The sequence below is a fragment of the Labrys sp. ALF-8 genome (assembly GCF_059699065.1).
Genome location: NZ_AP048541.1, coordinates 77,749 through 96,654, shown reverse-complemented (window position 1 = coordinate 96,654; position 18,906 = coordinate 77,749). Strand labels below are relative to the sequence as shown.

The 18,906-nt window shown below is 63.4% G+C and carries 16 protein-coding genes; 8 read left to right on the top strand and 8 right to left on the bottom strand.

Annotated features, from left to right (window positions below):
• The first annotated feature begins 20 nt into the window (after nt 1–20).
• Both AC6H34_RS31395 and AC6H34_RS31390 read left to right on the top strand, forming a co-directional pair.
• Complete coding sequence (locus tag AC6H34_RS31395) at nt 21–989, top strand: hydroxyacid dehydrogenase (RefSeq protein ID WP_497541881.1); 969 nt, start codon at nt 21–23, stop codon at nt 987–989.
• The gene (locus AC6H34_RS31390) at nt 976–2,103 is read left to right on the top strand and encodes a Gfo/Idh/MocA family protein (protein ID WP_497541589.1); all 1,128 of its coding nucleotides are present in this window, start codon (nt 976–978) and stop codon (nt 2,101–2,103) included. Before AC6H34_RS31395 ends, AC6H34_RS31390 begins: the two co-directional genes overlap by 14 nt.
• A gap of 158 nt (nt 2,104–2,261) precedes the next feature.
• Here the strand turns inward: AC6H34_RS31390 and AC6H34_RS31385 are convergent, their stop codons facing one another.
• From AC6H34_RS31385 to AC6H34_RS31365, 5 genes are all read right to left on the bottom strand, one after another.
• A complete protein-coding gene (locus tag AC6H34_RS31385; protein WP_497541588.1) occupies nt 2,262–3,197 on the bottom strand; it encodes a DUF6895 family protein in 936 nt (311 codons plus the stop codon).
• Nucleotides 3,194–4,051 (bottom strand): DUF6895 family protein, encoded by an 858-nt coding sequence (locus AC6H34_RS31380; RefSeq protein ID WP_497541587.1) that lies wholly within the window; start codon nt 4,049–4,051, stop codon nt 3,194–3,196. The genes AC6H34_RS31385 and AC6H34_RS31380 overlap by 4 nt, the downstream gene beginning before the upstream one ends.
• A gap of 124 nt (nt 4,052–4,175) precedes the next feature.
• The gene (locus AC6H34_RS31375; RefSeq protein WP_497541586.1) at nt 4,176–4,409 is read right to left on the bottom strand and encodes a hypothetical protein; all 234 of its coding nucleotides are present in this window, start codon (nt 4,407–4,409) and stop codon (nt 4,176–4,178) included.
• A 398-nt stretch (nt 4,410–4,807) separates the two neighbouring features.
• On the bottom strand, nt 4,808–5,503 hold the full coding sequence (locus AC6H34_RS31370) for an aspartate/glutamate racemase family protein (RefSeq protein ID WP_497541585.1): 696 nt from the start codon (nt 5,501–5,503) through the stop codon (nt 4,808–4,810).
• Nucleotides 5,496–6,428 (bottom strand): 3-hydroxyacyl-CoA dehydrogenase NAD-binding domain-containing protein, encoded by a 933-nt coding sequence (locus tag AC6H34_RS31365; protein ID WP_497541584.1) that lies wholly within the window; start codon nt 6,426–6,428, stop codon nt 5,496–5,498. Before AC6H34_RS31365 ends, AC6H34_RS31370 begins: the two co-directional genes overlap by 8 nt.
• Before the next feature lie 1,028 nt (nt 6,429–7,456).
• Between AC6H34_RS31365 and AC6H34_RS31360 the strand changes: the two genes are divergently transcribed.
• The 4 genes from AC6H34_RS31360 (at nt 7,457) to dhaL (ending at nt 12,714) form a co-directional block, all read left to right on the top strand.
• Nucleotides 7,457–8,395 (top strand): substrate-binding domain-containing protein, encoded by a 939-nt coding sequence (locus tag AC6H34_RS31360; RefSeq protein WP_497541583.1) that lies wholly within the window; start codon nt 7,457–7,459, stop codon nt 8,393–8,395.
• A gap of 64 nt (nt 8,396–8,459) precedes the next feature.
• Entirely contained in the window at nt 8,460–9,944 is a 1,485-nt protein-coding gene (locus AC6H34_RS31355) for a sugar ABC transporter ATP-binding protein (RefSeq protein WP_497541582.1), read from the top strand.
• 4 nt (nt 9,945–9,948) lie between these two features.
• Nucleotides 9,949–10,914, top strand: a complete 966-nt coding sequence (locus tag AC6H34_RS31350; RefSeq protein ID WP_497541581.1) for an ABC transporter permease — start codon at nt 9,949–9,951, stop codon at nt 10,912–10,914.
• A gap of 36 nt (nt 10,915–10,950) precedes the next feature.
• The gene (dhaL, locus tag AC6H34_RS31345) at nt 10,951–12,714 is read left to right on the top strand and encodes a dihydroxyacetone kinase subunit DhaL (RefSeq protein WP_497541580.1); all 1,764 of its coding nucleotides are present in this window, start codon (nt 10,951–10,953) and stop codon (nt 12,712–12,714) included.
• Between the two features lie 63 nt (nt 12,715–12,777).
• On the opposite strand, the gene AC6H34_RS31340 is transcribed toward dhaL, so the two are convergent.
• From AC6H34_RS31340 to thiM, 3 genes are all read right to left on the bottom strand, one after another.
• On the bottom strand, nt 12,778–13,740 hold the full coding sequence (locus AC6H34_RS31340) for a sugar-binding transcriptional regulator (RefSeq protein WP_497541579.1): 963 nt from the start codon (nt 13,738–13,740) through the stop codon (nt 12,778–12,780).
• Between the two features lie 710 nt (nt 13,741–14,450).
• A complete protein-coding gene (locus AC6H34_RS31335; protein WP_497541578.1) occupies nt 14,451–15,689 on the bottom strand; it encodes a styrene monooxygenase/indole monooxygenase family protein in 1,239 nt (412 codons plus the stop codon).
• Between the two features lie 113 nt (nt 15,690–15,802).
• Nucleotides 15,803–16,651 (bottom strand): hydroxyethylthiazole kinase, encoded by an 849-nt coding sequence (thiM, locus tag AC6H34_RS31330; RefSeq protein ID WP_497541577.1) that lies wholly within the window; start codon nt 16,649–16,651, stop codon nt 15,803–15,805.
• Nucleotides 16,652–16,774: 123 nt separating this feature from the next.
• Here thiM and AC6H34_RS31325 point away from each other — a divergent pair, with 123 nt between their 5' ends.
• Nucleotides 16,775–17,659, top strand: coding sequence for a sulfurtransferase (locus AC6H34_RS31325; RefSeq protein WP_497541576.1), 885 nt, complete (start codon nt 16,775–16,777; stop codon nt 17,657–17,659).
• Nucleotides 17,656–18,765, top strand: coding sequence for an LLM class flavin-dependent oxidoreductase (locus AC6H34_RS31320; protein ID WP_497541575.1), 1,110 nt, complete (start codon nt 17,656–17,658; stop codon nt 18,763–18,765). Before AC6H34_RS31325 ends, AC6H34_RS31320 begins: the two co-directional genes overlap by 4 nt.
• Nucleotides 18,766–18,906 lie beyond the last annotated feature (141 nt).

Below are 18,906 nucleotides of genomic sequence, written 5' to 3'. Positions count from 1 at the left end.
TGTGCTGGCCGGAGGAAATGATGCCGCACGTACTCGTCGCCGGCAAACTGCATCCGAGCGGAATGGAGTTGCTCCAGGCAGTTCCTGGCGTGACGTTCGATTATGTCGAAGACGTCTCGGAAGAAAGCTATGCCCCCCTCATCGCGGCCGCGGATGGCTTGGTCATTCGCACCCAGCCTCTCTCGGCGCCGACCATCGCGCGTGCGCTCAGGCTCAGGATCGTCTCGCGCCACGGCGTTGGCTACGATGCCGTCGATCTGCCGGTGCTGAACGGCAGGGGCATCGCCCTGACGGTGGTGGGCGACGTAAATTCGATATCGGTCGCCGAGCATGCGATGATGCTCCTGCTTGCCTGCGCCAAGAGGCTGCTGCAGGCGGATGCCAGCGTGCGCGAGGGCAACTGGGCCTGGCGCAACCGGCTTCTGGCCACGGAGCTTTACGGCAAGCGCCTTCTCATCGTGGGGTATGGCCGGACGGGTCGACAGCTTGCCCGCTATGCCGGCGTCTTCGGCATGGAAGTCAGGGCGTTCGACCCCTATCTCCAGGCCGCCGGTTGGCCGGAGGGCACGGTTGCTCCCGTCGAGAACCTTGCTGCCGGGTTGGGGTGGGCGGACGCCGTGTCCGTGCATGTACCCAAGGCCGAACGCCCGGCGATCGGCGCCGAAGAACTCGGGGCGATGAAGCCGTCTGCAATTCTCGTCAACACGGCGAGGGGGGGCATCATCGATGAGGCGGCCCTCCTCGCGGCACTGCTCGAGGGGAGGATCTCGGCCGCCGGCCTGGACGTCTTCGACGACGAGCCACCCCTGGCGGACCACCCCCTGTTCGGACTCGATCGCGTGATCCTGACCCCGCACATCGCCGGCCTGACGGCTGAATGCGCGGAGCGGATGGCCATCTCATCGGTTCAGAACGTGCTCGATTTCTTTTCCGGCAGGATCAATCCCGCCCTCATCGTCAACAAAGAACATCTCAATGCCAGGTTCTAAGAGACAGCTCAAAATCGGCCTCATCGGCACAGGCTTCATGGGCAAGACCCATGTCTTCGGCTTTGCGGCCGCCCAGCGGGTCTTCGACCTCGACTATGACCTGGTGCTGCACACCGTCGCCGACCGCAGCGACGACCTGGCGGCAGCCGCGGCGCAAACGCTGGGCTTTGCCAAATCGTCGGGCGATTGGACATCCCTCGTCGCCGATCCCGATATCGACGTCATCGACATCACCGCCCCCAACGCGCTGCATAAGGACATCGCGCTCGCCGCGCTGGCGGCCGGCAAGCATGTCTATTGCGAAAAGCCGCTCGCGACCACGGCGACGGATGCGGCCGGGATGGCGCAAGCCGCGCAGGCGGCCGGCGTGTGCACCCAGGTCGGCTTCAACTATCTGTGTAATCCATTGTTTTCGCTCGCCCGCGAAATGATCCACAGCGGCGAATTGGGTGAGATCCGCAGTTACAGGGGCATCCACGCCGAAGACTACATGGCCGATGCGGAGAGCCCTTTCACGTTCCGACATGATCCGGCTGGCGGCGGAGCCTTGGCGGATCTGGGCAGTCACGCGCTGGCGACGGCGGAGTTCCTGCTCGGCCCCATCGAACGAGTCCAGGGCGACAGCGTCACCGTCATCGACAGCCGGCCCGATGGCACGGGCGGGCGACGGAACGTCCAGGTCGACGATCTCGGCCGTGCCTTCCTGCGTTTCGCCAGCGGCGCATCGGGCAGCCTGGAGGCAAGCTGGATCGCTACCGGCCGCAAGATGCAGCACGATTTCGAGGTCTACGGCACCAGAGGCGCCCTGGTCTTCAGCCAGGAACGCTTCAACGAACTCCAATTCTTTGACGGCGCGGACAGGCAGGGGCGCCGCGGATTTCGCCGGATCGAAGCGGGTCCCGACCACGTACCCTATGGCTTGTTCTGCGTCGCTCCCGGTCATCAGCTCGGCTTCAACGATCTCAAGGCGATCGAGATCGCAGGCTTTGTCGACGCCATCGCCGGCAACCGCCCTGAGCCCTTCGGATTCAGGTCCGGCCACCGTATCCAACGACTGGTCGAGGCGATCCAGCAGTCCGCCATCGAAAGCCGTTGGGTGGACACGGCCCAGTGACCTCGACGGGTCGGAAGTGTTGCCACCATCGAACACGGCCGGAAAAGGCTGGGCTGCTTCCAGTACCGGCCTCATCCCGCGCCTTTTGTTTTGGATTTAACAATCAATAACTGCGAGATACTCGTGATTTCTGCGGTTCGACCTGATCCCATTTTGCCCTAGCGGACACTCGCCACGAGGCGAAAGGCCGGATCCCGGCATTCCGCCAGTGCCCACATGCAGGCGAGAGTCGTCGGAAGATAAAGCTCGACGGATTCGTCGAAGCTGCCTTCCTTCTTATGGGCACGGGCCACTTCAGGCCCGAAGAAGCCGAAGCGGCCCGCAGGGTGCAACTGGGCAAGCAGGAAAGCCACGGCCTGCCGGGCAGGGGTATGATCGGCGACGCCCAGATAGGCGAGCGATCTTACCAGCAGGGAAACGAGATCCAGTTTGTATTTCCTCGCAAAATCAAGGAGCCAGACACTCAAGGACGTAGTCAGCATCTCTCGCGTCTCCGAAGTCATGACGAGGTCGCCGGTGCCATAGGCCGACGCGAGGGCTATCCTTGTTGCGATCTCCTGGATCACCGGCTCACTCGCCTGAAGAAGTTCGAGCATCGTGCCGAGGGTGACGCCATCGAGTGCCTGTCGTGGAGGTGGCGAGCCCATTCCCTGCAGGCTGAGAAGAAGTCGCGTCTCGCAGAGTTCGGCCCGGTCGGCGTCTTCCTCCTCACCCCGAGCAGCAAGGCTTCGTGCAAGACCGTTCGTGAACATGTCCAGGATAGAGCAGGAAACGCCGTTGCATCTGAGGACGCCGCGCGCAAGCGTCGTGCGAAGCGGATCGCAACCGAGCAGTTCATTGAATGCCTGCCGCGCATTCGTGTCAGCGAGCCGCTGCGCCACTGCGCCAGCGATCCTTCTCGAAAGCGGCGTCGCAGCCCCGCCGGGTCCCGATCCGAAACCCGTTTCGCAGATCCACGCCAGAATGAGCCAGTCCAGGGCGCGGGTCGCGGCGATCGATGATGGCGCATCGATAGCCGGGAGGTGACGTTCCACCCAGGCGAGCACGAGATCTCGCGCCGGCGTCGCGTCTATGGGGAGGGGCTGCCGCTTCATGTTCCGCACAGGACCGCGGCCAGCGCGGCTACCAGTGTGGTGTGGTAGTTGTTCTCGAAGGCGTAGGTCGCGGGAGAACGGCGCGCCTCGGCACCCTTCGGGTCGAACCTGGGCGCGGGGACCGAGCCGTCCTCGAGTTGGGCCTCGACCAGCGCATGCCACGCCGCATGTTTGAGACCCGTCGGGCCGCTCTTGAGGCAATGGGCGCATACCAGCAATTCGGAGGCGAGATCCCAATCGCGCAGGCGCACCGAGAGGCCGATCAATTGTTCGACGGTTTCGCGAAATTCCACGAGATCCGAAGGATCGATGGCCACCGGGTCCGCAAACCCGAAATCGGTCAGGTAGAAGATCGCATGAGTGAGACAGTAGACATCTGCGGTTGTAAGATAATGCAGCGGGGGGCGTCGGGCGAGCATTGTGAGCGGAAACAGATCGCTCAAGCTCGGAAGCGAGTGGCGCAGGCCCGCATAGTCGAGCACATGACGAAAATCCATCAGGCGAAACGGCACGGCCTCGACGGCGGTCGCATAGCCCGCATCGATCACGCTTTGTATGGTGGGCGCCGCAGCCGAAACGTCGAAGCCTGAATGCAGCAGCGAATTGTATGTGAGCACGTATAGCTGGAGGGATTCCGGATTGCGGACGATAAGGTCCTGATAGGCCGGGCGGTGCCAGATGCCTGCCACGAACGCGAGCACCCGCCGTGAACGCTCGCCTAATGAAGGCTGCGCCCGACGGATGTAGTCACAAAGGAACGCCAGCTCCGCAAGCGCCTTATTTCGCAGCGCGTCCGGTGGGCCATCGCTCGATAACGGATCAAATTGGCTGAGATTATCCTCAAGCCAATCCATTGCGCCGTCCAGTAGATCGGCACTCGTCCGGACCATAGATTGCTCTAAGCCTGATTTCTACGAGGCAAATATACTTGGTGAAGACGCATCGGTGGGCACTGTCGCCGCGATGACCTGAAGGGCATCAGCCTCCGGCAATTTCCCGCAGAACTTCCACTTCGACTTCCGGCCGCTCCACGATCAGCAGGCCGCAGCGAATGTTGAACAGGACATATCCGGGCCGCAGCCGCAGGATGCTGTCGGCGCTTTCGAGCAGCGTAGCCGCCGAAATGTCGAGATTGACGGCCTTGGATTTCTTGGCGAACTCCATGAATTCGCTTGCTGAGGGAAGAGTATGCGCAACGGCTTGGCGGGGCATGGTTCAAACTCCTATCGGTCTAAGCATTCAGAACGAGGAGATAAATTGCGATGCACGTGAGATCGTCTAATAACTACGATAGACACATCGCATGTACGCCATTGAACGTATGGCATTTTCATTAAACCATAGGTTGAAAAGTACTCATTTTCAACAATCAAGTCAAGGCCTAATGGCTTTCAACAATCCCTGACGCCGGTACTCGCAAGAACCTGGTTCAAATACCCTTTTGTTGTGGTTCAGTTGCCGGCAAGGGCGCATCCTGTTCGACGAATGCCTGTGCTGCCATCGCCGCGCTTGAGCTGGCGCCGTTCGCGACGCCCAAGCCCCTGGCGGCACGGGTGCTTTCTTGGCGACCAGCTCGGACTCTGCGACTTCGTCCGGAGAGAGGGTTGCTTCTAGGATGCTCGATCGGATGCGGCCAGACGCTTGCCCAGCGCGCGAACGGCCGAGTGGGGCGTGGTAAGGACGGGGACCTTGAGCTGGCGGCGCAACGGGCCCGCCGCGCGTGCCAGCGAGAACTGACCGAGGAGGATCACATCCACGTCGCCCAGCCTAGAGCAGGCGCGCATGACGAGTTCATCATGCGCTTCCCCATCGCCCGACTTCAGTGCAGCCAGCGCCCCCTCCGCCAGGACGGACGTAATGGCGACCGATCGGCCCGCAGCATTGGCCATCTCGCCCAATTCGGACGTCAGAGATCGTAGCGAGGGCTCGAAGGTCACGCAAAGGCCTATGCGTTCCCCAAACTCCAGTGCCTCCTCGAAGGCCGCCTCGTTCGGCTTCAGCACGGGTATCGGCAGACTGGCCTTCACCGCGTCGATGGCCGGACCGAATGCAGAGCATGTAAACAATACTGCCCGTGTCGATCCCGCGACACCGCAGGTGCTCGCCGCATAGCCAGCGAGCGCCTGGAACCGGCCTACGATGTGGTCGTCGCAGCCGCCCGCGAGCGCTCGGTCCGGAGCCAGCGACGTGTCCAACAGATCGAAGGGCAGGGCCTGCGGCCATAGTTCCCGGAACGCTGCACGCACGGGCGCTACCGATTCCTCCAATGCGTGGATGAGCGCAATCCGCGGACCCGTGTCAGACATGGGTTCCGCCTCGGGCCTTGAGCATGGAGAGGATGGCGCCGTCGCGTTCCTCCTCAAGCTCGGCGATGCTTCTGCCATCGGCTTCGGACAGCACGCCTTCGACGAGAAGCCTGCAAACCTCGGGTGTCAGGCTCGGCTGGCCGAGCGTTTTCCATCGCCGTTCCTGGCTTGGGCCGAGATGCTCCAGATAGTGTCGGATGCCGCCTTCACCGCCCCCCAGGTGATAGGCCATGTGAGCCCCGATCACCGACCATCTGAGGCCGGGGCCATTGACCAGAGCCCGATCCACGGCAGAGACATCTGCGATACCTTCTGCGACGATGTTCACGGCCTCACGCCACAGGGCGGATGAAAGCCGATTCGCAATATGGCCGACGGCATCCTTCTTCAGCACGACGACCTCGCGCCCCAAGGCGGTGTAGAAATCCACTGCCAGCTTTTCGACCGCACGATCGGCGGCGAAGAGCTCTACAAGCGGCATCAGATGCGGGGGATTGAAGGGGTGCGCCGTGATCAATCGCTGCCGCTCGGCAAGTCCCTCCGAGAGCTCGCTCCACGTCAGCGATGAGGTTGACGATGAGATGATGGTGTGTGTCGGAGCCGCCTCCATGATCTGGGCATAGAGCGCTCGCTTCAAAGGTACCCGCTCCGGCGCATTCTCCTGGACGAAATCGGTGGTGCGCACGGCCGCGGCGAGCGTTTCGCAGATCTCGAGATCTTCCGTCGACCTCTGCGAGCCCACGTCCAGTTCATGCAGCTGCGACATCGGAAGCAAGAGCCGGTCGCGAAAAGTGCGGCGGCTTTCGAGGGCAGGATCCCAGGCGCTCACCCTATATCCATGCGCGAGACACAGCGCCGCCCAGCTGGCTCCTATCAGGCCGCAGCCGATGATCGCGATGTGGTGAGGTCCATGCCCAGCGTTCACGATCGTGGCCTCTTTCGATTTCGCCGAGAGATATCGCCACGGTGCTCCTTGCGCGATCGAGCGGCGGCTATGACGCGACACGTTTCCAATTGGTCGGGCCAGATTCGAGTGAAGCGTATTAACCTGCCCAGGAGCTGTCAAACGAACCGCCGGCGCCCTGCCGATCGCCCGCCGCATCCCTTCGCAAACCAGGAATTCGGCCGCTCATGGGGACGCCGTGCCGATCCTCCACCGGATCAGGCAGGGGCACCGCATGAAGCCGCGTGCCCGCTGATTGAATGCCGATCTATGTTTCGGCGTCTCTTTTCTTATCCCAGTGGGATCGCTCTGCATGCCAGCCATAGTCGGTGGCATGGGTCCAGATGACCGGAGCGTCATCCCGCTCCGGACAAAGCCCGCAACGTTCTTGCTCCAGCTCGGTCAATTGGGAGATGTGACGACCGGACGACGCGGCCCGGGTTTTCTCGGCACGACCGAGATGTCTGAGGAACTTCCATTGTTTCATGGCACCGCCCCCCGCATGCCGAAGGGTGGCTCGAAAACCAATTTTCGGCTGTATCCGATGGAACACCGACAATGGATCGGCTCGTGGGCACCCCACGGAAGACGTATCACGGCAAGAAGAGGCAGACCTCCATCAGATCCGGGAAGCGGGAAATTGGCGCCCAAAGACGCGGCCTCTCCCCATCGACGGCAGAGCTGAACAGACTGCCCGCCCCAGCCGACGGGCCCCGATGGAGTGACTGGCTGACCATGGTCCATCGGGCTGAATCATCTCAAACAATACTTGCCGGGGCGCAAAAGCGGCGCCCGCATGCATCATTAAAGCCGAGAATTATTCCGCCGGTCGAAGCGATCGGTGCCCGTTTTTGGAACGCAAAAAGCCCCTTATGAACTCTTGTAAAATTAAAATTACATCTGTATAGACGGCTCAGAGGGCGTGAGATCGGCAGATATTTCATCGCCGCCGCCTCGCCCTCATGCTCGGACAGAGAAAACCGTCTCGCCGATGGCCAAGGGAGGAATTCATGAGGAAGTTCGCGTTATTGTTGGCGTGCGTCGCCTTCGCTCTGCCGGTAGCGGCCAGTGCGCAGGACGGCACCACGAAGAAGGACAGCTACCGGTTTGTCATCGTGCCGAAGGTCGTGCACCCGTGGTTCGACAAGGTGAACAATGGCGCTCAAGCCGCCGCCGCGGCCCTGAAGGCACAGACTGGCGCCTCGATCGAGATCGTGTACTCCGCTCCCCAATCGGCCGATGTCGTCCAGCAAAATCAGATTCTCGACAGTGCCCTCGCGACCCATCCGGACGGTCTGGCGATCGACTTGCTCGACCCCTCCGGCAATCGCGCCTCGCTGGAGGAAGCGCAGAACCAGAAGATCCCGCTGGTGATCTTCGACTCGGTGCCGCCGGAAGGCATGAACATCACCCATATCGGCTCGGATTTCTGCGAGCAGGCGAAGATCGCCGCTCACCGCCTGGTCGAGGTCCTCGGCGGCAAGGGCGAGGTCGCCATCATGCAGGGGGTGCCGACAGCTCCCAATCACGCGATCCGGGCCGACTGCCATCGTAAGGTCTTCGCCGAGAATCCCGGGATCAAGGTGGTCGCCGAGGGTATCGACAACGACAGCATCGAGACGGCTCAGCAGCAGGCCGCCGCCATCATGCAGGCCCATCCCGATCTGAAGGGCTGGGTTGCTTCCGACGCCTCGGGCCCGATCGGCATCGGCCAGGCGATCATCGAAGCTGGCAAGCAGGGCAAGGTCACCCTCGTGGGTCTCGACAACCTGCCGGAAATGCTGGACATGATCCGCAAGGGCGTCGCCGACAGCTCGTCGGCCTCGCAGCCGGAGCTTCAGGGCTACTGGTCGGTGATGATGCTCTGGTCCCAGGCGACCGGCGCCCCGGTTCCCGGCTACATCGACACCGGCAATGCCTTCCTCACGAAGGACAATGTGGGCGGCTGACCGAGTGCAGCCACTGGAGCGCGGGACATCCGCGCTCCGTTCCCCAGGTGAAGGCACTGATCCTATGGCCTACATTGAAACGCGCGGGTTGGGGCGGGATTTCCCTGGCGTGACTGCCCTTGACGGCATCGACCTCGATATCGCGCTGGGACGGACGCACATCCTTGCCGGCGAGAACGGCGCCGGCAAGTCCACGCTCGTCAAGATCCTGACCGGCACCGACGCGCCGTCGCGCGGGAAGGTGCTGATCGATGGCCGCGATCCGGCCGAAGACCCGACGCTCTACCGAAACGTCGCCTATGTCCCGCAGGAACTTTCCCTGTTCCCGCAGATGAGCGTGGCTGAAAATCTCTTCATGCCTTTCGACAAGACGGGACACGGCTCCCTCTTGTTCAACCGTCGTGCCGTCGCGGCGGAGGCCCAGGCCTATCTCGACCGCTTCGGGATCGAGGCACGGCCGCGGGACCTCGTCGCCAATATCTCGGTCTCCGACCAGCAGCTCCTGCAGATCGCCCGCGCATCCACGAATGCCCACATGAAGGTGCTGATCCTCGACGAGCCGACCTCCTCGCTCACGCCGATCGAGGTCGAGCGCGTGTTCAAGGTGATCCGCGGCTTCCTGGACCGCGACCACGCCATCGTCTTCATCAGCCACAAGATGGAGGAGGTCTTCGAGATCGGCGACGACTATACCGTCCTGCGAAATGGCGAGAAGGTCGACAGCGGCAGGATCTCCGACATCACCGAGACCGATCTCATCCGTGCCATGTCCGGCCGGCATCTTACCTTCGACGAGCATTTCCGCCCTTCGACGGAAACGGCCGAAACCATCCTCGACGTGCGGGGCCTCTCAGGCCAGCGCTTCCACGACGTGAGCTTCGATCTCAAGCGAGGTGAAATCCTCGGCTTCGCCGGCCTGGTCGGCGCCGGGCGCTCCGAAGTGATGCAGACGATATTCGGATATCTCCAGGCCAAGGCCGGGAAGGTCGAGGTCGAAGGGCAGGGCTGGCGGCTGAACGACACGTCCCGCTCGGTCGAGCGCGGCATGCTTTACCTCTCCGAGGAACGCAAGCACCACGGCATTTTTCCGCTTCTGTCCCTGCGGGAGAATATCGGCCTGTCGATCTTCTCCCTGACCAGCGGTGCCCTGGGAATCAGCGGCACCAAGGAGCGGACCTTCGTCCAGAAGATCATCGACGACTACGGTATCCGGACGGCGGGAATGGGCAAGCGTATCGCCAACCTGTCAGGCGGCAACCAGCAGAAGGCGATCATCGGACGGGCGATGGCAACGCGTCCGCGGATCCTGATCTTCGACGAGCCGACCAAGGGCATCGATGTCCGCACCAAGGCGGAAATCTATCGCATCATGCGAGAGCTGGCCCAGGAAGGGGTGGGGGTCATCCTCGTCTCTTCGGAGATCAATGAGCTGAGGCAATGCGCCAGCCGCATCATCACGATGCACAACGGGCGGATTACCGGCGAATTCGCCACGGCCGACACCAGCACGGAGACCATCGTGGGCGCCATCTTTGGAACGGATATCTAAACCGATGCAGTCGAAGCCCTTCGCATTGTTGTTCCGCAACCCGCTCGCGGGCGTCTTCGTGGCGCTCGTCGCGATATTCATCCTGTCCGCGATCGTCTCGCCCTATTTTCTCAGCTCCTACAACATGTCGGTCATCGCGCGTGGACTGGCCTTTGTCGGCCTGATCACCATCGCACAATCGATGCTCATGGTTCTGGGCGAGCTTGACCTGTCGCTCGGCGTGACGGGAGGCCTGTGCGGCGTCGTCTCGGGCATGCTCATGGTCAAGCTCGGCATCGAACCCTATACGGCGATGGTGCTTGCCGTGGCGCTGGGCGCCTGCCTCGGCCTCCTGAACGGACTGCTCGTCACGGTGCTGCGGCTGCATTCTCTCGTGCTGACGATTGGAACCGCCGGCATCTTCGGCGGCGCCAATCTCGTGCTGACGCGCGGCGTCGCGATCACGGGCATTCCGCAGAAGGTGCAGTTCCTCGGCCGGGGTGATTTCCTGGGCGTACCGGTTCCTTTCATCATCATGCTGGCGGCGCTTGTCGTCGCCACCGCCGTGATGCTGAAGACGCCCTTCGGCCGCTACATGTACGCCATCGGCAACAACCAGGCGGCCGCCCGCATGCTCGGCATCCGCGTCGATCGGGCTCGGGTGATCGTCTTCATCGCCGCCGGCGCGCTCGCGGCGCTGGCCGGCGTGCTCATGGTCGCGCGGCTCGGCACGGCACAGCCCTCGATCGGCGATACCTGGGTCCTGGCGCCCATCGCGGCTTCGGTCATCGGCGGCGTCGCCACGACCGGGGGCGTGGGCAGTCCGGTCGGCGCCATCCTCGGTGCGGGCATCATCGCCATCATAGAGAACATCATCGTCCTCTTCGGCGTATCACCCTATTGGCAGGGGATCGTCTCGGGCGCGATCGTCGTGCTCGCCATCTCCTTCGACGCAATTTCGCGCCGCTATCTGCGCCAAGAAGCAGTATGAGCGCTGAACCGGCATACCCTCGGCGGAAAACAAGTCATGAATGAACAACCCAAGACCAAGAAACTGATCAACGCGCCCGAAAACATCATCGCCGAGATGATCGAGGGGATGGTGGGCGCCCATCCCGACATGTTGCGGGTCGAGGGCGCGACGGGGCGCGCGGTCGTGGCCGTCGATGGGCCGAGGGACGGCAAGGTCGGCATCGTGATCGGCGGCGGCTCCGGCCACGAGCCCGCTTTCGCCGGCTATGTCGGGCGTGGCCTTGCCGATGCCGCGGCCGTCGGCAACGTATTCGCTTCGCCCTCGCCCGCGCATATCGCCGAGGCGGCGCGCGCGGCGGACGGCGGGGCCGGCGTGCTCATGCTCTATGGCAACTATACGGGCGATGTCCTCAATTTCACCATGGCAGCCGACGAGCTGGCGCAGGATGGCATGGCGGTTCGGCATGTGGCGGTCGCCGACGATGTCGCCTCCGCGCCGATCGAGAAGAAGGCCGAGCGCCGCGGCATCGCCGGCGATTTCTTCGTCTTCAAGATTGCCGGCGCGGCCGCCGATCTCGGGGAGCCGCTCGTGCGCGTCGAGGCGCTCGCCCGCGAGGCGAACGAAGCCACCCGCTCCATGGGCGTGGCGCTGAGTGCCTGCTCGCTGCCGCAGACCGGCAAGCCGAATTTCAGCATCGGCGACGAAGACATGGAAATCGGCATGGGCCTGCATGGCGAACCGGGTATCCGTCGCCAGAAGCTGGCACCGGCGGACGAGGTCACGGATGAATTGATCGATGCCATCCTCGGCGAACTGGCGCTCAAGGAAGGCGATCGCGTGGGCGTGCTCGTCAACGGCCTCGGCGCGACCACACCGATCGAGCTCTACCTGATCTTCCGGCGGGCAAAGCAAAGGCTCGACGCGCTGAAGGTTCACATCCATGCCTCGTGGGTCGGCGAATACGCGACCTCTCTCGAGATGGCTGGGGCTTCGGTCACCCTGATCAAGCTGAACGACACGCTGCAGGCGCTGCTCGACCATCCGTGCCGCACCCCGGCCCTGACGGTGGGTGTCGCGGAGGAGCGCGTCGCCGGTGCCCGCAGCCGGAAATCGGAGCGGGCGAGCGAAACCCGCAGCAGTTCCGCCACGGCTGCGCGCGAACTCGTCACCGAAGGTGAGGTGACGCCGGCCATCTTCCAGACCATGATGCACAACGTCGCCAAGCAGATCATCGCCGAGAAGGACTGGCTCTCCGAGCTGGACGGCGTGATCGGAGACGGCGACCACGGCGTCACCATGGAGATCGGCTGGAAGGCCGTGCAGCGCGCCATGGAGGACACCCCCGAGGGAGAGACGATCGAGGGCACCTGCAAGAGGATGGCGAAGGCCTTTCTCGACGCCGTCGGCGCCTCCTCCGGCCCGCTTTATGCAACCGCGTTCCTGCGTGCGGGCACGGCGGTCGGCCACAGGCTGAACCTCGACGGCAGCGCCATGGTCGACTGGCTGTCCGCCGCCTGCCAGGGCATTTGCGATCGCGGAAGGGCACAGGCCGGTGACAAGACGATGATCGACGCCTGGCTGCCCGCCGTGGAGGCGGCAACCGAGCGCGCGGCGAAGGGAGGCACCTCTCTCGACGTTCTCATTGCCGCGCGGGACGGCGCCGAGCAGGGAATGAAGGCAACCGCTTCGATGGAAGCGCGCCGGGGACGCTCGGCCAAGCTCGGCGCCCGGTCCCTCGGCCATATCGATCCCGGTGCGGCCTCGACCTATGTGACGCTGCGGGCGATGGCGGCGGCCCTCGAGCGGGCGCTCGCCTGACATCTTGCTGGTTATAGGGTGCGCCAAAGCCGCCTGACGCCTCCGTCAGGCGGCAACCCCTTTTCAGCGCGGTCCCTGAAGCAGCGCGCGCGCCACCGTCTCGTTGGTGACGAGACGATTGACATAGCCCGCCCGCAGAATGGCACGAATGATCGGTATCTTGTTCAATCCGCCGGAAACGAGCACCGACACCGGCTTCAGCTTCAACTTGTCGGGCGGCAGGGCAATGATCGATTCGTTCAGGAAGTGATCGACGGGCTCGCCGCGCGCGTCGAGAAAACAACCCATGAATTCGCCGACGGCGCCAAGCCGCAGCACGGCTTCGAGATTGTCCTTGACCACCCGGATCTGGGTCAGCGACGTCTCCTGCGTGAGCGAGCCGCAGGAGACGAGACCGATATCGGCAATCTCCGTGCGAGCCAGGACGTCCGTCAATTCTTCGTTCAGGAGAACTGCGTTGCGGCTTTCCGGATTGGCACAGTAAATTGGTGCCGTCAGATAATGGCATTCGACACCCAGATGCCGGGCGAAAGCCGTCGCGACCTCGAAGGTATTGGTTGCCGATCCGCTCGTCACGCCCCCCGTCAGGCCCACCACCCAGCTCTCCGGGCTCGGGCGTGCCCGCAGTGCGCGAACCGCGAAGCTGAGGGTCCTGCCCGAACCGATGCCCACCCCCATATCGTGCTCATGGATGAGGGGACTTGCCATGATCCCCGCTGCCTCGCCGACCACCCGCTTCTGTTCCAGATAATCATCCAGATCGGGCACTACGACGGTCTCGATCAAACCATAGCGCGAGGAGACTTTCTCCGAGAGTGCCACGCAGTCGCTGAGCGGAAGGTTGACGCTGACCTGAACGCTGCCGGATCCCCTGAGCTGGCCTATGATGCGGTTGACCTTGAGTCGCGTGATGTTCATGCGCTCGGCGATCTCCTGCTGGGTCTGGCCGCCAATGAAGTAGAACCAGGCCACCCGCGCGCGCTCGAGCTCGTCGCCGAGATCTGAAAAGTTGTCGATCGTCCCCATCTTTCGTCCATTGTTTTTGATTTATGCTTCCGCCTTGCGGACGGAGTCAGAAAATTTGAAATTTTCTTGTTCAGGATCCCGCGGCATATTCGATGAATCTACTATCACGTACCTCGACAATGTTTTCCATTTTTCTCAGTCAGCCCGTTAAGCCATGGGCTCTTGATCTGTTCGCGCGCGGCGAATAGTAGGCTCGCGGATCGGCACAATCAAACGCGGCATTCCCGAAGGATGGCAATCACCAGGCGCCCCTCCGTCCGGCGAGCGCTTTGCATGAGGCATGGAGAAGCAGCGCTTCGCTGCGGTGCCGGCCGTCGAAGCTCGAGATGACGCATGTCGTCGAGCCTGCCCCGACTGCGTGTAATATCGGGCCGAGAGGTGGCTGCAAGGGATGAAGTTTCAGGAACGAGCTTGGAAGGGGCTGAACGCCCTGGAGATGCGCGTGCCTGCCGCGTTCGCGCGGCGGCTATTTCCGCCACCCTTTATGCGGAACCATCAGGGTCTATTGGAAGCTGGCATACGCAGATCGACTCGCCGCCGCCCGCCCGTCCGCCCCCAAGAGCAGGCAGGGGAGAGCGGCGGCCACCTTGTCATCGATGGGAACCGTGAACTCGTCCCGGCTATCGCGCACTGTATCCGTCAGGATCTGGCCGGCAACGAACGATATGGCAAGGCCCGGCAAGGAGAAGACCGCGCCCGCGATCTCCTCCCTACGGGCTGGCCGGCACGAGGTCCTGTTCGACGGGAGGATAGGCTGCCAGCTTCTCGCGCAATGCATCGGGATCGTGGAACCAGACAGTGGTTTCGGGATCGGGAAAGCCGCTGATCAGTTCATCCGCGAGCCTGGGGTTCCGGGACGCCGCCGGGAAGACCGGCTCCTGATAGGCCGGCGGGTCGAGCAGGATGCGATTGAGCAGATAGCTGTGCCTGATGAAGTCCCAGGCCTCGTTCGACGTCGCTTCCGCCCAAGCCGGCGTGAAGGGTTCGTTGCCGCGAAGTTCGATCTCACGCGCGAAGACATCCGCCGCATGGGAGGCGTTGTTGAGACCCTGTCCGGTCAGCGGGTCCACGGTGACCGCGACGTCGCCCAGCGCTACCGCGAAGCGCCCGGAGGGCAGGAGGGCCGTAGGCTTGCGGACCGTCGGCGCGACGGCGCCGGTGACCCAGGCCTTGTCGTCCAGGATCTTCTTGTCGGCGATCTTGTCATAGTAGTCGGGATTGAAGCGGCGGAAGGCGTCCTTGATGCCTTCCGTGACCTGGGCGCCATCCACATCCTGTGGGAAGTCCAGCGGTCCGCCGAAGGCGCCCCACACCAGCAGGGCCTGTACAGGGCGGTTGCCGAGACCGAGGGCAGGAGAGGCGGCGAGTTCTCCAATCCCGGGCACGAAGGTGTTGTTCCAGCGGTCGAGTTCCGGGGCGTCGAGGAAGATCGCACGAACCCGGCGCAGCGGTCCCGGCCAGATCGACCGTTCCGGATCCCTCTCGAAGAGGGAAGCATTGGTCCGGCCCGTGGCGACGAACAGAAGGTCGTGTTCGCCGGCGAGGGTATCCAGCCCGGCGATATCCGGCCGTCCGATCACCAGCCTGCCACCGCGGCGTGAAAAGGTCTCGAGCCATTTGGGGTATTTCAAGCGCAGATCCACCATCTGCGCGGTGCCATTGATGAACTGGCCGGCGACCCTGAGCAGCAGTTCGCCCCGGTCATCGCGTATTCCCAGTTGCACCTTCTTGTTGGAAAACACCTCATTGCGCCAGAAGTCGATGCCGAGGTTCTGCTCTGCCTGCTGTCCTCGCCAGAACAGTGCAGGCGTGGCCGTAATCCGGCCGTTGGCGATCTCTTCGCCCGACTTTTCGGTTATGAGGGTCACGGCGTGCCCTTTCTCCAGAAGGTCGAGGCCCAGTTGAAGGCCTGCCTGTCCCGCGCCGACGATTGCAATCTTCCTGGCCATTGGCTTCTCCTGAACGAGAGGGAACCGAATCTAAATTATAGTAAATCTATAAAATATATAGATTTATGAATTGTCAAACTGTCTTCGCGGCCTGAGCTCACTTCAAGGCCGGTTCAAGGAAAGGGAACTGTCGTTTCGACCCGGGCACGCTGCCGGATCACAGCCTCGTCCACGGCGTCGAGGGCATCGATGAACGCGGCGGCAAAACTGCCGGGTCTCGAGGCGACGGCCTCGGCCAGTTCCGCCGCGACCGCGACGTGGACATGTGCAGCCACAAGCCCCGTCAGCGGGTCTGGCGCCACGCCGGCATAGGCAGCCGAGAGTGCACCAAGCGAGCAGCCCGTGGCCGTGACCCGCGGGAGAAGGGCGCTTCCGCCGCCGACCCTGACCAGCACGATGGTTCCTTCGACGCGTCCCACCACATGATCGACCGGTCCCGATGCGGAAACGGCTATGGCATGGTCCAGCAGGGAAACGGCGGCCGGCACCGCCTGCGCCGGATCATCGGAACTATCGACCCCGCGCGCGCCGTTGCCAAGCCCTGCAAGTCCGATGATCTCGGAGGCGTTGCCCCGTATGATCGCCGGTTGGAACTGCAGGAGCTCGGCAGCGACGCCGCCCCGCCAGGGGAGGCCGCCGGCGGCGATGGGATCCAGCACCCAAGGCTTGCCCGCCGCCTGTGCAGCCTGTGCGGCGAGCCGCATGGCCTCGACCTGCGCGGCCGTCGGCGTCCCCAGATTGATGAGAACGCCGTCTGCGACACCGGCAAACAGGCCAGCTTCCTCCGGATTGTCGACCATGGCCGGCGAGGCGCCGGCCGACAGCAGGACATTCGCCATGAAATTCGTCGAGACCGTATTGGTCAACGCCTGGACGAGAGGCCGCCTCCTGCGAAGCGCGGCATGAGCGGCAACGACGTCCTCGATCGTGGGAGCGTGTGCGGTGGCGGTGGCAAGGGGCATGGCGATTCCACGGAGGCTGGCCTTCGAAAAGGCGCTCGAGTTATTGACTATAAAAACTATCGACATAGTAGATATATCTCGGTCTGCGTTTCGCGCAAGCGAGCGACCCGCTGGAGTGAAGCTATGGAATTCGGTCCGATCGTCTCGACGGAATGGCTTGCCGGCAATATCGCCGATCCGACCGTGATTGCCCTCGATGCAAGCGTCGAGAAGACCGATGCCGCCGGAGGCACGCGCGTCTGGCACAGCGGACGCCAGTCCTTCGAGGATGTCGGCCATATTCCCGGAGCGCGCTTCGCGGACCTGATATCGGCCTTCTCCGATGCGCAGGCGCCATTTTCCTTCACCCGGCCCCGCGCCGCCCAATTTGCCGCGGCCGCCGAGGCCCTGGGGATATCGAACCGGCACCGGATTGTCGTCTATGACAATTCCAACGGCATCTGGGCCGCCCGGCTGTGGTGGCTGTTCCGCTCGCTGGGCCACGATGAAGTCGCCGTTCTCGACGGGGGTCTGGCGGCCTGGAGGAACGAAACCCGCCCTATCGATCGCGGGCCGACCCCGCCAGTCGTTCCGGCCGGCTTCGCGGCGCACGCAAGACCAGGCTTTTTCGTCGACAAGGCCGGGGTGAAGGCCATTGCCGAGGGTCGCGCGCCGGGGCTGCTGGTCTGCGTGCTCCGCGCTCCCGTCTTTGCCGGCGCCGAGCAGAATTACAGCCGGGCCGGCCACATTCCGGGCAGCATCAATCTGCCCTTCGGAGAATTGCTCGACGCCTGCAATCGCTTTCTGCCGGCAGGCATTCTGGAGCGGCGGCTGGCAGTCCTTCGCCAGGGCGGCGAACCTCTCGTCCTCTATTGCGGCGGCGGCGTCACGGCGGCAGGGACCGCCCTCGCACTCAACCTCGTCGGTGTCGACGACGTCGCGATCTACGACGGCTCCCTGTCCGAATGGTCGGCCGATCCGGCGTTGCCGATGATCCTTTCTCCCGAACAATCGCAGATGACATCATGACCTTGAAGACGCTCTGGTATCTCAACCTCGCGGATGGCGACTATCCCTGGATCGAGAACGGGCTCTACCCGGTCGATTTCGCGCGCTACCGGCGGCTTGCGGAGACGATCGACCGGGGCGGATTCTACGGCGCGCTGGTTGCGACATGGCCGAACGACCCGCTTGCATCGGCTTCCTTCGTTGCCAGCTACACGAGGCAGATGCGCTTCCTCGTCGCCGCCTATGCGCGGATGACACCAGCCAAACTGCTGGCGCAGCAGGCGCTCACCTTCGACGCCTTCACCGGCGGCAGGCTGTTGCTCAACCTGATCAACGGCCGCGACAACATCATGGCGACCTATGGCGTCTCGACCTCGCATGACGATCGCTATGCGCTGGGAGAGGCCTATTGGCGCGAGTTCCACCGGCACTACAAGGTCGGAAACCCCAGCAACTTTCCCAATACGCCCCTGGCCATCCAGCCCACGCAGCCGGAGGGTGTTCCGCTTTGGGGGGCTGGCGACAGCCCTGCCGGGCTTGCCCATGCCGGCAGGATCGTCGACGTCTATCTCACGATGCTGCGCAGCATCGATCGCATCCGAGGCCAGTTCGCCGCTGCCCGGGCTTCGGCCCAAGCCCAGGGCCGGCGCTTCGGCGATCTCGGCGCCCTCGCCAGCGTGATCGTCCGCCCGACCAGGACGGAAGCGGAGGCCCATTTTCGGGCAGTCTTCGAGCGGACGGGCGTCGACGGGATTCGCGCCAAGCTGGAGGAAGCGGTTCACCGACGCACCAAGGGCCAGCATAGTCTTGCGACTTTCGAAGCGCCTGACGAGAAGCGCCGCGGCTGGGTGCGCGCGATTCTGGCCGGCCGCCTGCCGCCGATCGAGGATCTCCGGCTAGAGCGCCACCTGTTTGCCGGCATCACGGCGTGGTCGCCTCTCGATGTCTTCGATGCCGGTTCTTCGGCGGTCTATTTCGTCGGCGACCCCGAGGACATCGCCGGCAATGTCCAGGCCTACCATGATGAAGCGGGCCTTTCGGCCCTCATCCTCTCCGGCTGGCCGCTGATCGACGAGGCCAGGAACGTGTCGCAACTGCTGCTGCCACGCCTGGCGCAGATCGGCTGAGCCAAACAACGGGCAGCGGCCCGCGCCGGCGCAACTGGGCCAGGAAGCCGCTTTTCCTGTCGACATATATTTATATAATCTATATATTTTATATTCTATATTCCGGCGTAGATCTTCAATGCGCCGGCACGGCACCCGTCT

Coding starts and splice junctions, on each gene's coding strand:
- AC6H34_RS31395 (WP_497541881.1), top strand. CDS start 21: ATGCCGCACGTACTCGTCGCCGGCAAACTGCATCCGAGCGGAATGGAG.
- AC6H34_RS31390 (WP_497541589.1), top strand. CDS start 976: ATGCCAGGTTCTAAGAGACAGCTCAAAATCGGCCTCATCGGCACAGGC.
- AC6H34_RS31385 (WP_497541588.1), bottom strand. CDS start 3,197: ATGAAGCGGCAGCCCCTCCCCATAGACGCGACGCCGGCGCGAGATCTC.
- AC6H34_RS31380 (WP_497541587.1), bottom strand. CDS start 4,051: ATGGATTGGCTTGAGGATAATCTCAGCCAATTTGATCCGTTATCGAGC.
- AC6H34_RS31375 (WP_497541586.1), bottom strand. CDS start 4,409: ATGCCCCGCCAAGCCGTTGCGCATACTCTTCCCTCAGCAAGCGAATTC.
- AC6H34_RS31370 (WP_497541585.1), bottom strand. CDS start 5,503: ATGTCTGACACGGGTCCGCGGATTGCGCTCATCCACGCATTGGAGGAA.
- AC6H34_RS31360 (WP_497541583.1), top strand. CDS start 7,457: ATGAGGAAGTTCGCGTTATTGTTGGCGTGCGTCGCCTTCGCTCTGCCG.
- AC6H34_RS31355 (WP_497541582.1), top strand. CDS start 8,460: ATGGCCTACATTGAAACGCGCGGGTTGGGGCGGGATTTCCCTGGCGTG.
- AC6H34_RS31350 (WP_497541581.1), top strand. CDS start 9,949: ATGCAGTCGAAGCCCTTCGCATTGTTGTTCCGCAACCCGCTCGCGGGC.
- dhaL (WP_497541580.1), top strand. CDS start 10,951: ATGAATGAACAACCCAAGACCAAGAAACTGATCAACGCGCCCGAAAAC.
- AC6H34_RS31340 (WP_497541579.1), bottom strand. CDS start 13,740: ATGGGGACGATCGACAACTTTTCAGATCTCGGCGACGAGCTCGAGCGC.
- AC6H34_RS31335 (WP_497541578.1), bottom strand. CDS start 15,689: ATGGCCAGGAAGATTGCAATCGTCGGCGCGGGACAGGCAGGCCTTCAA.
- thiM (WP_497541577.1), bottom strand. CDS start 16,651: ATGCCCCTTGCCACCGCCACCGCACACGCTCCCACGATCGAGGACGTC.
- AC6H34_RS31325 (WP_497541576.1), top strand. CDS start 16,775: ATGGAATTCGGTCCGATCGTCTCGACGGAATGGCTTGCCGGCAATATC.
- AC6H34_RS31320 (WP_497541575.1), top strand. CDS start 17,656: ATGACCTTGAAGACGCTCTGGTATCTCAACCTCGCGGATGGCGACTAT.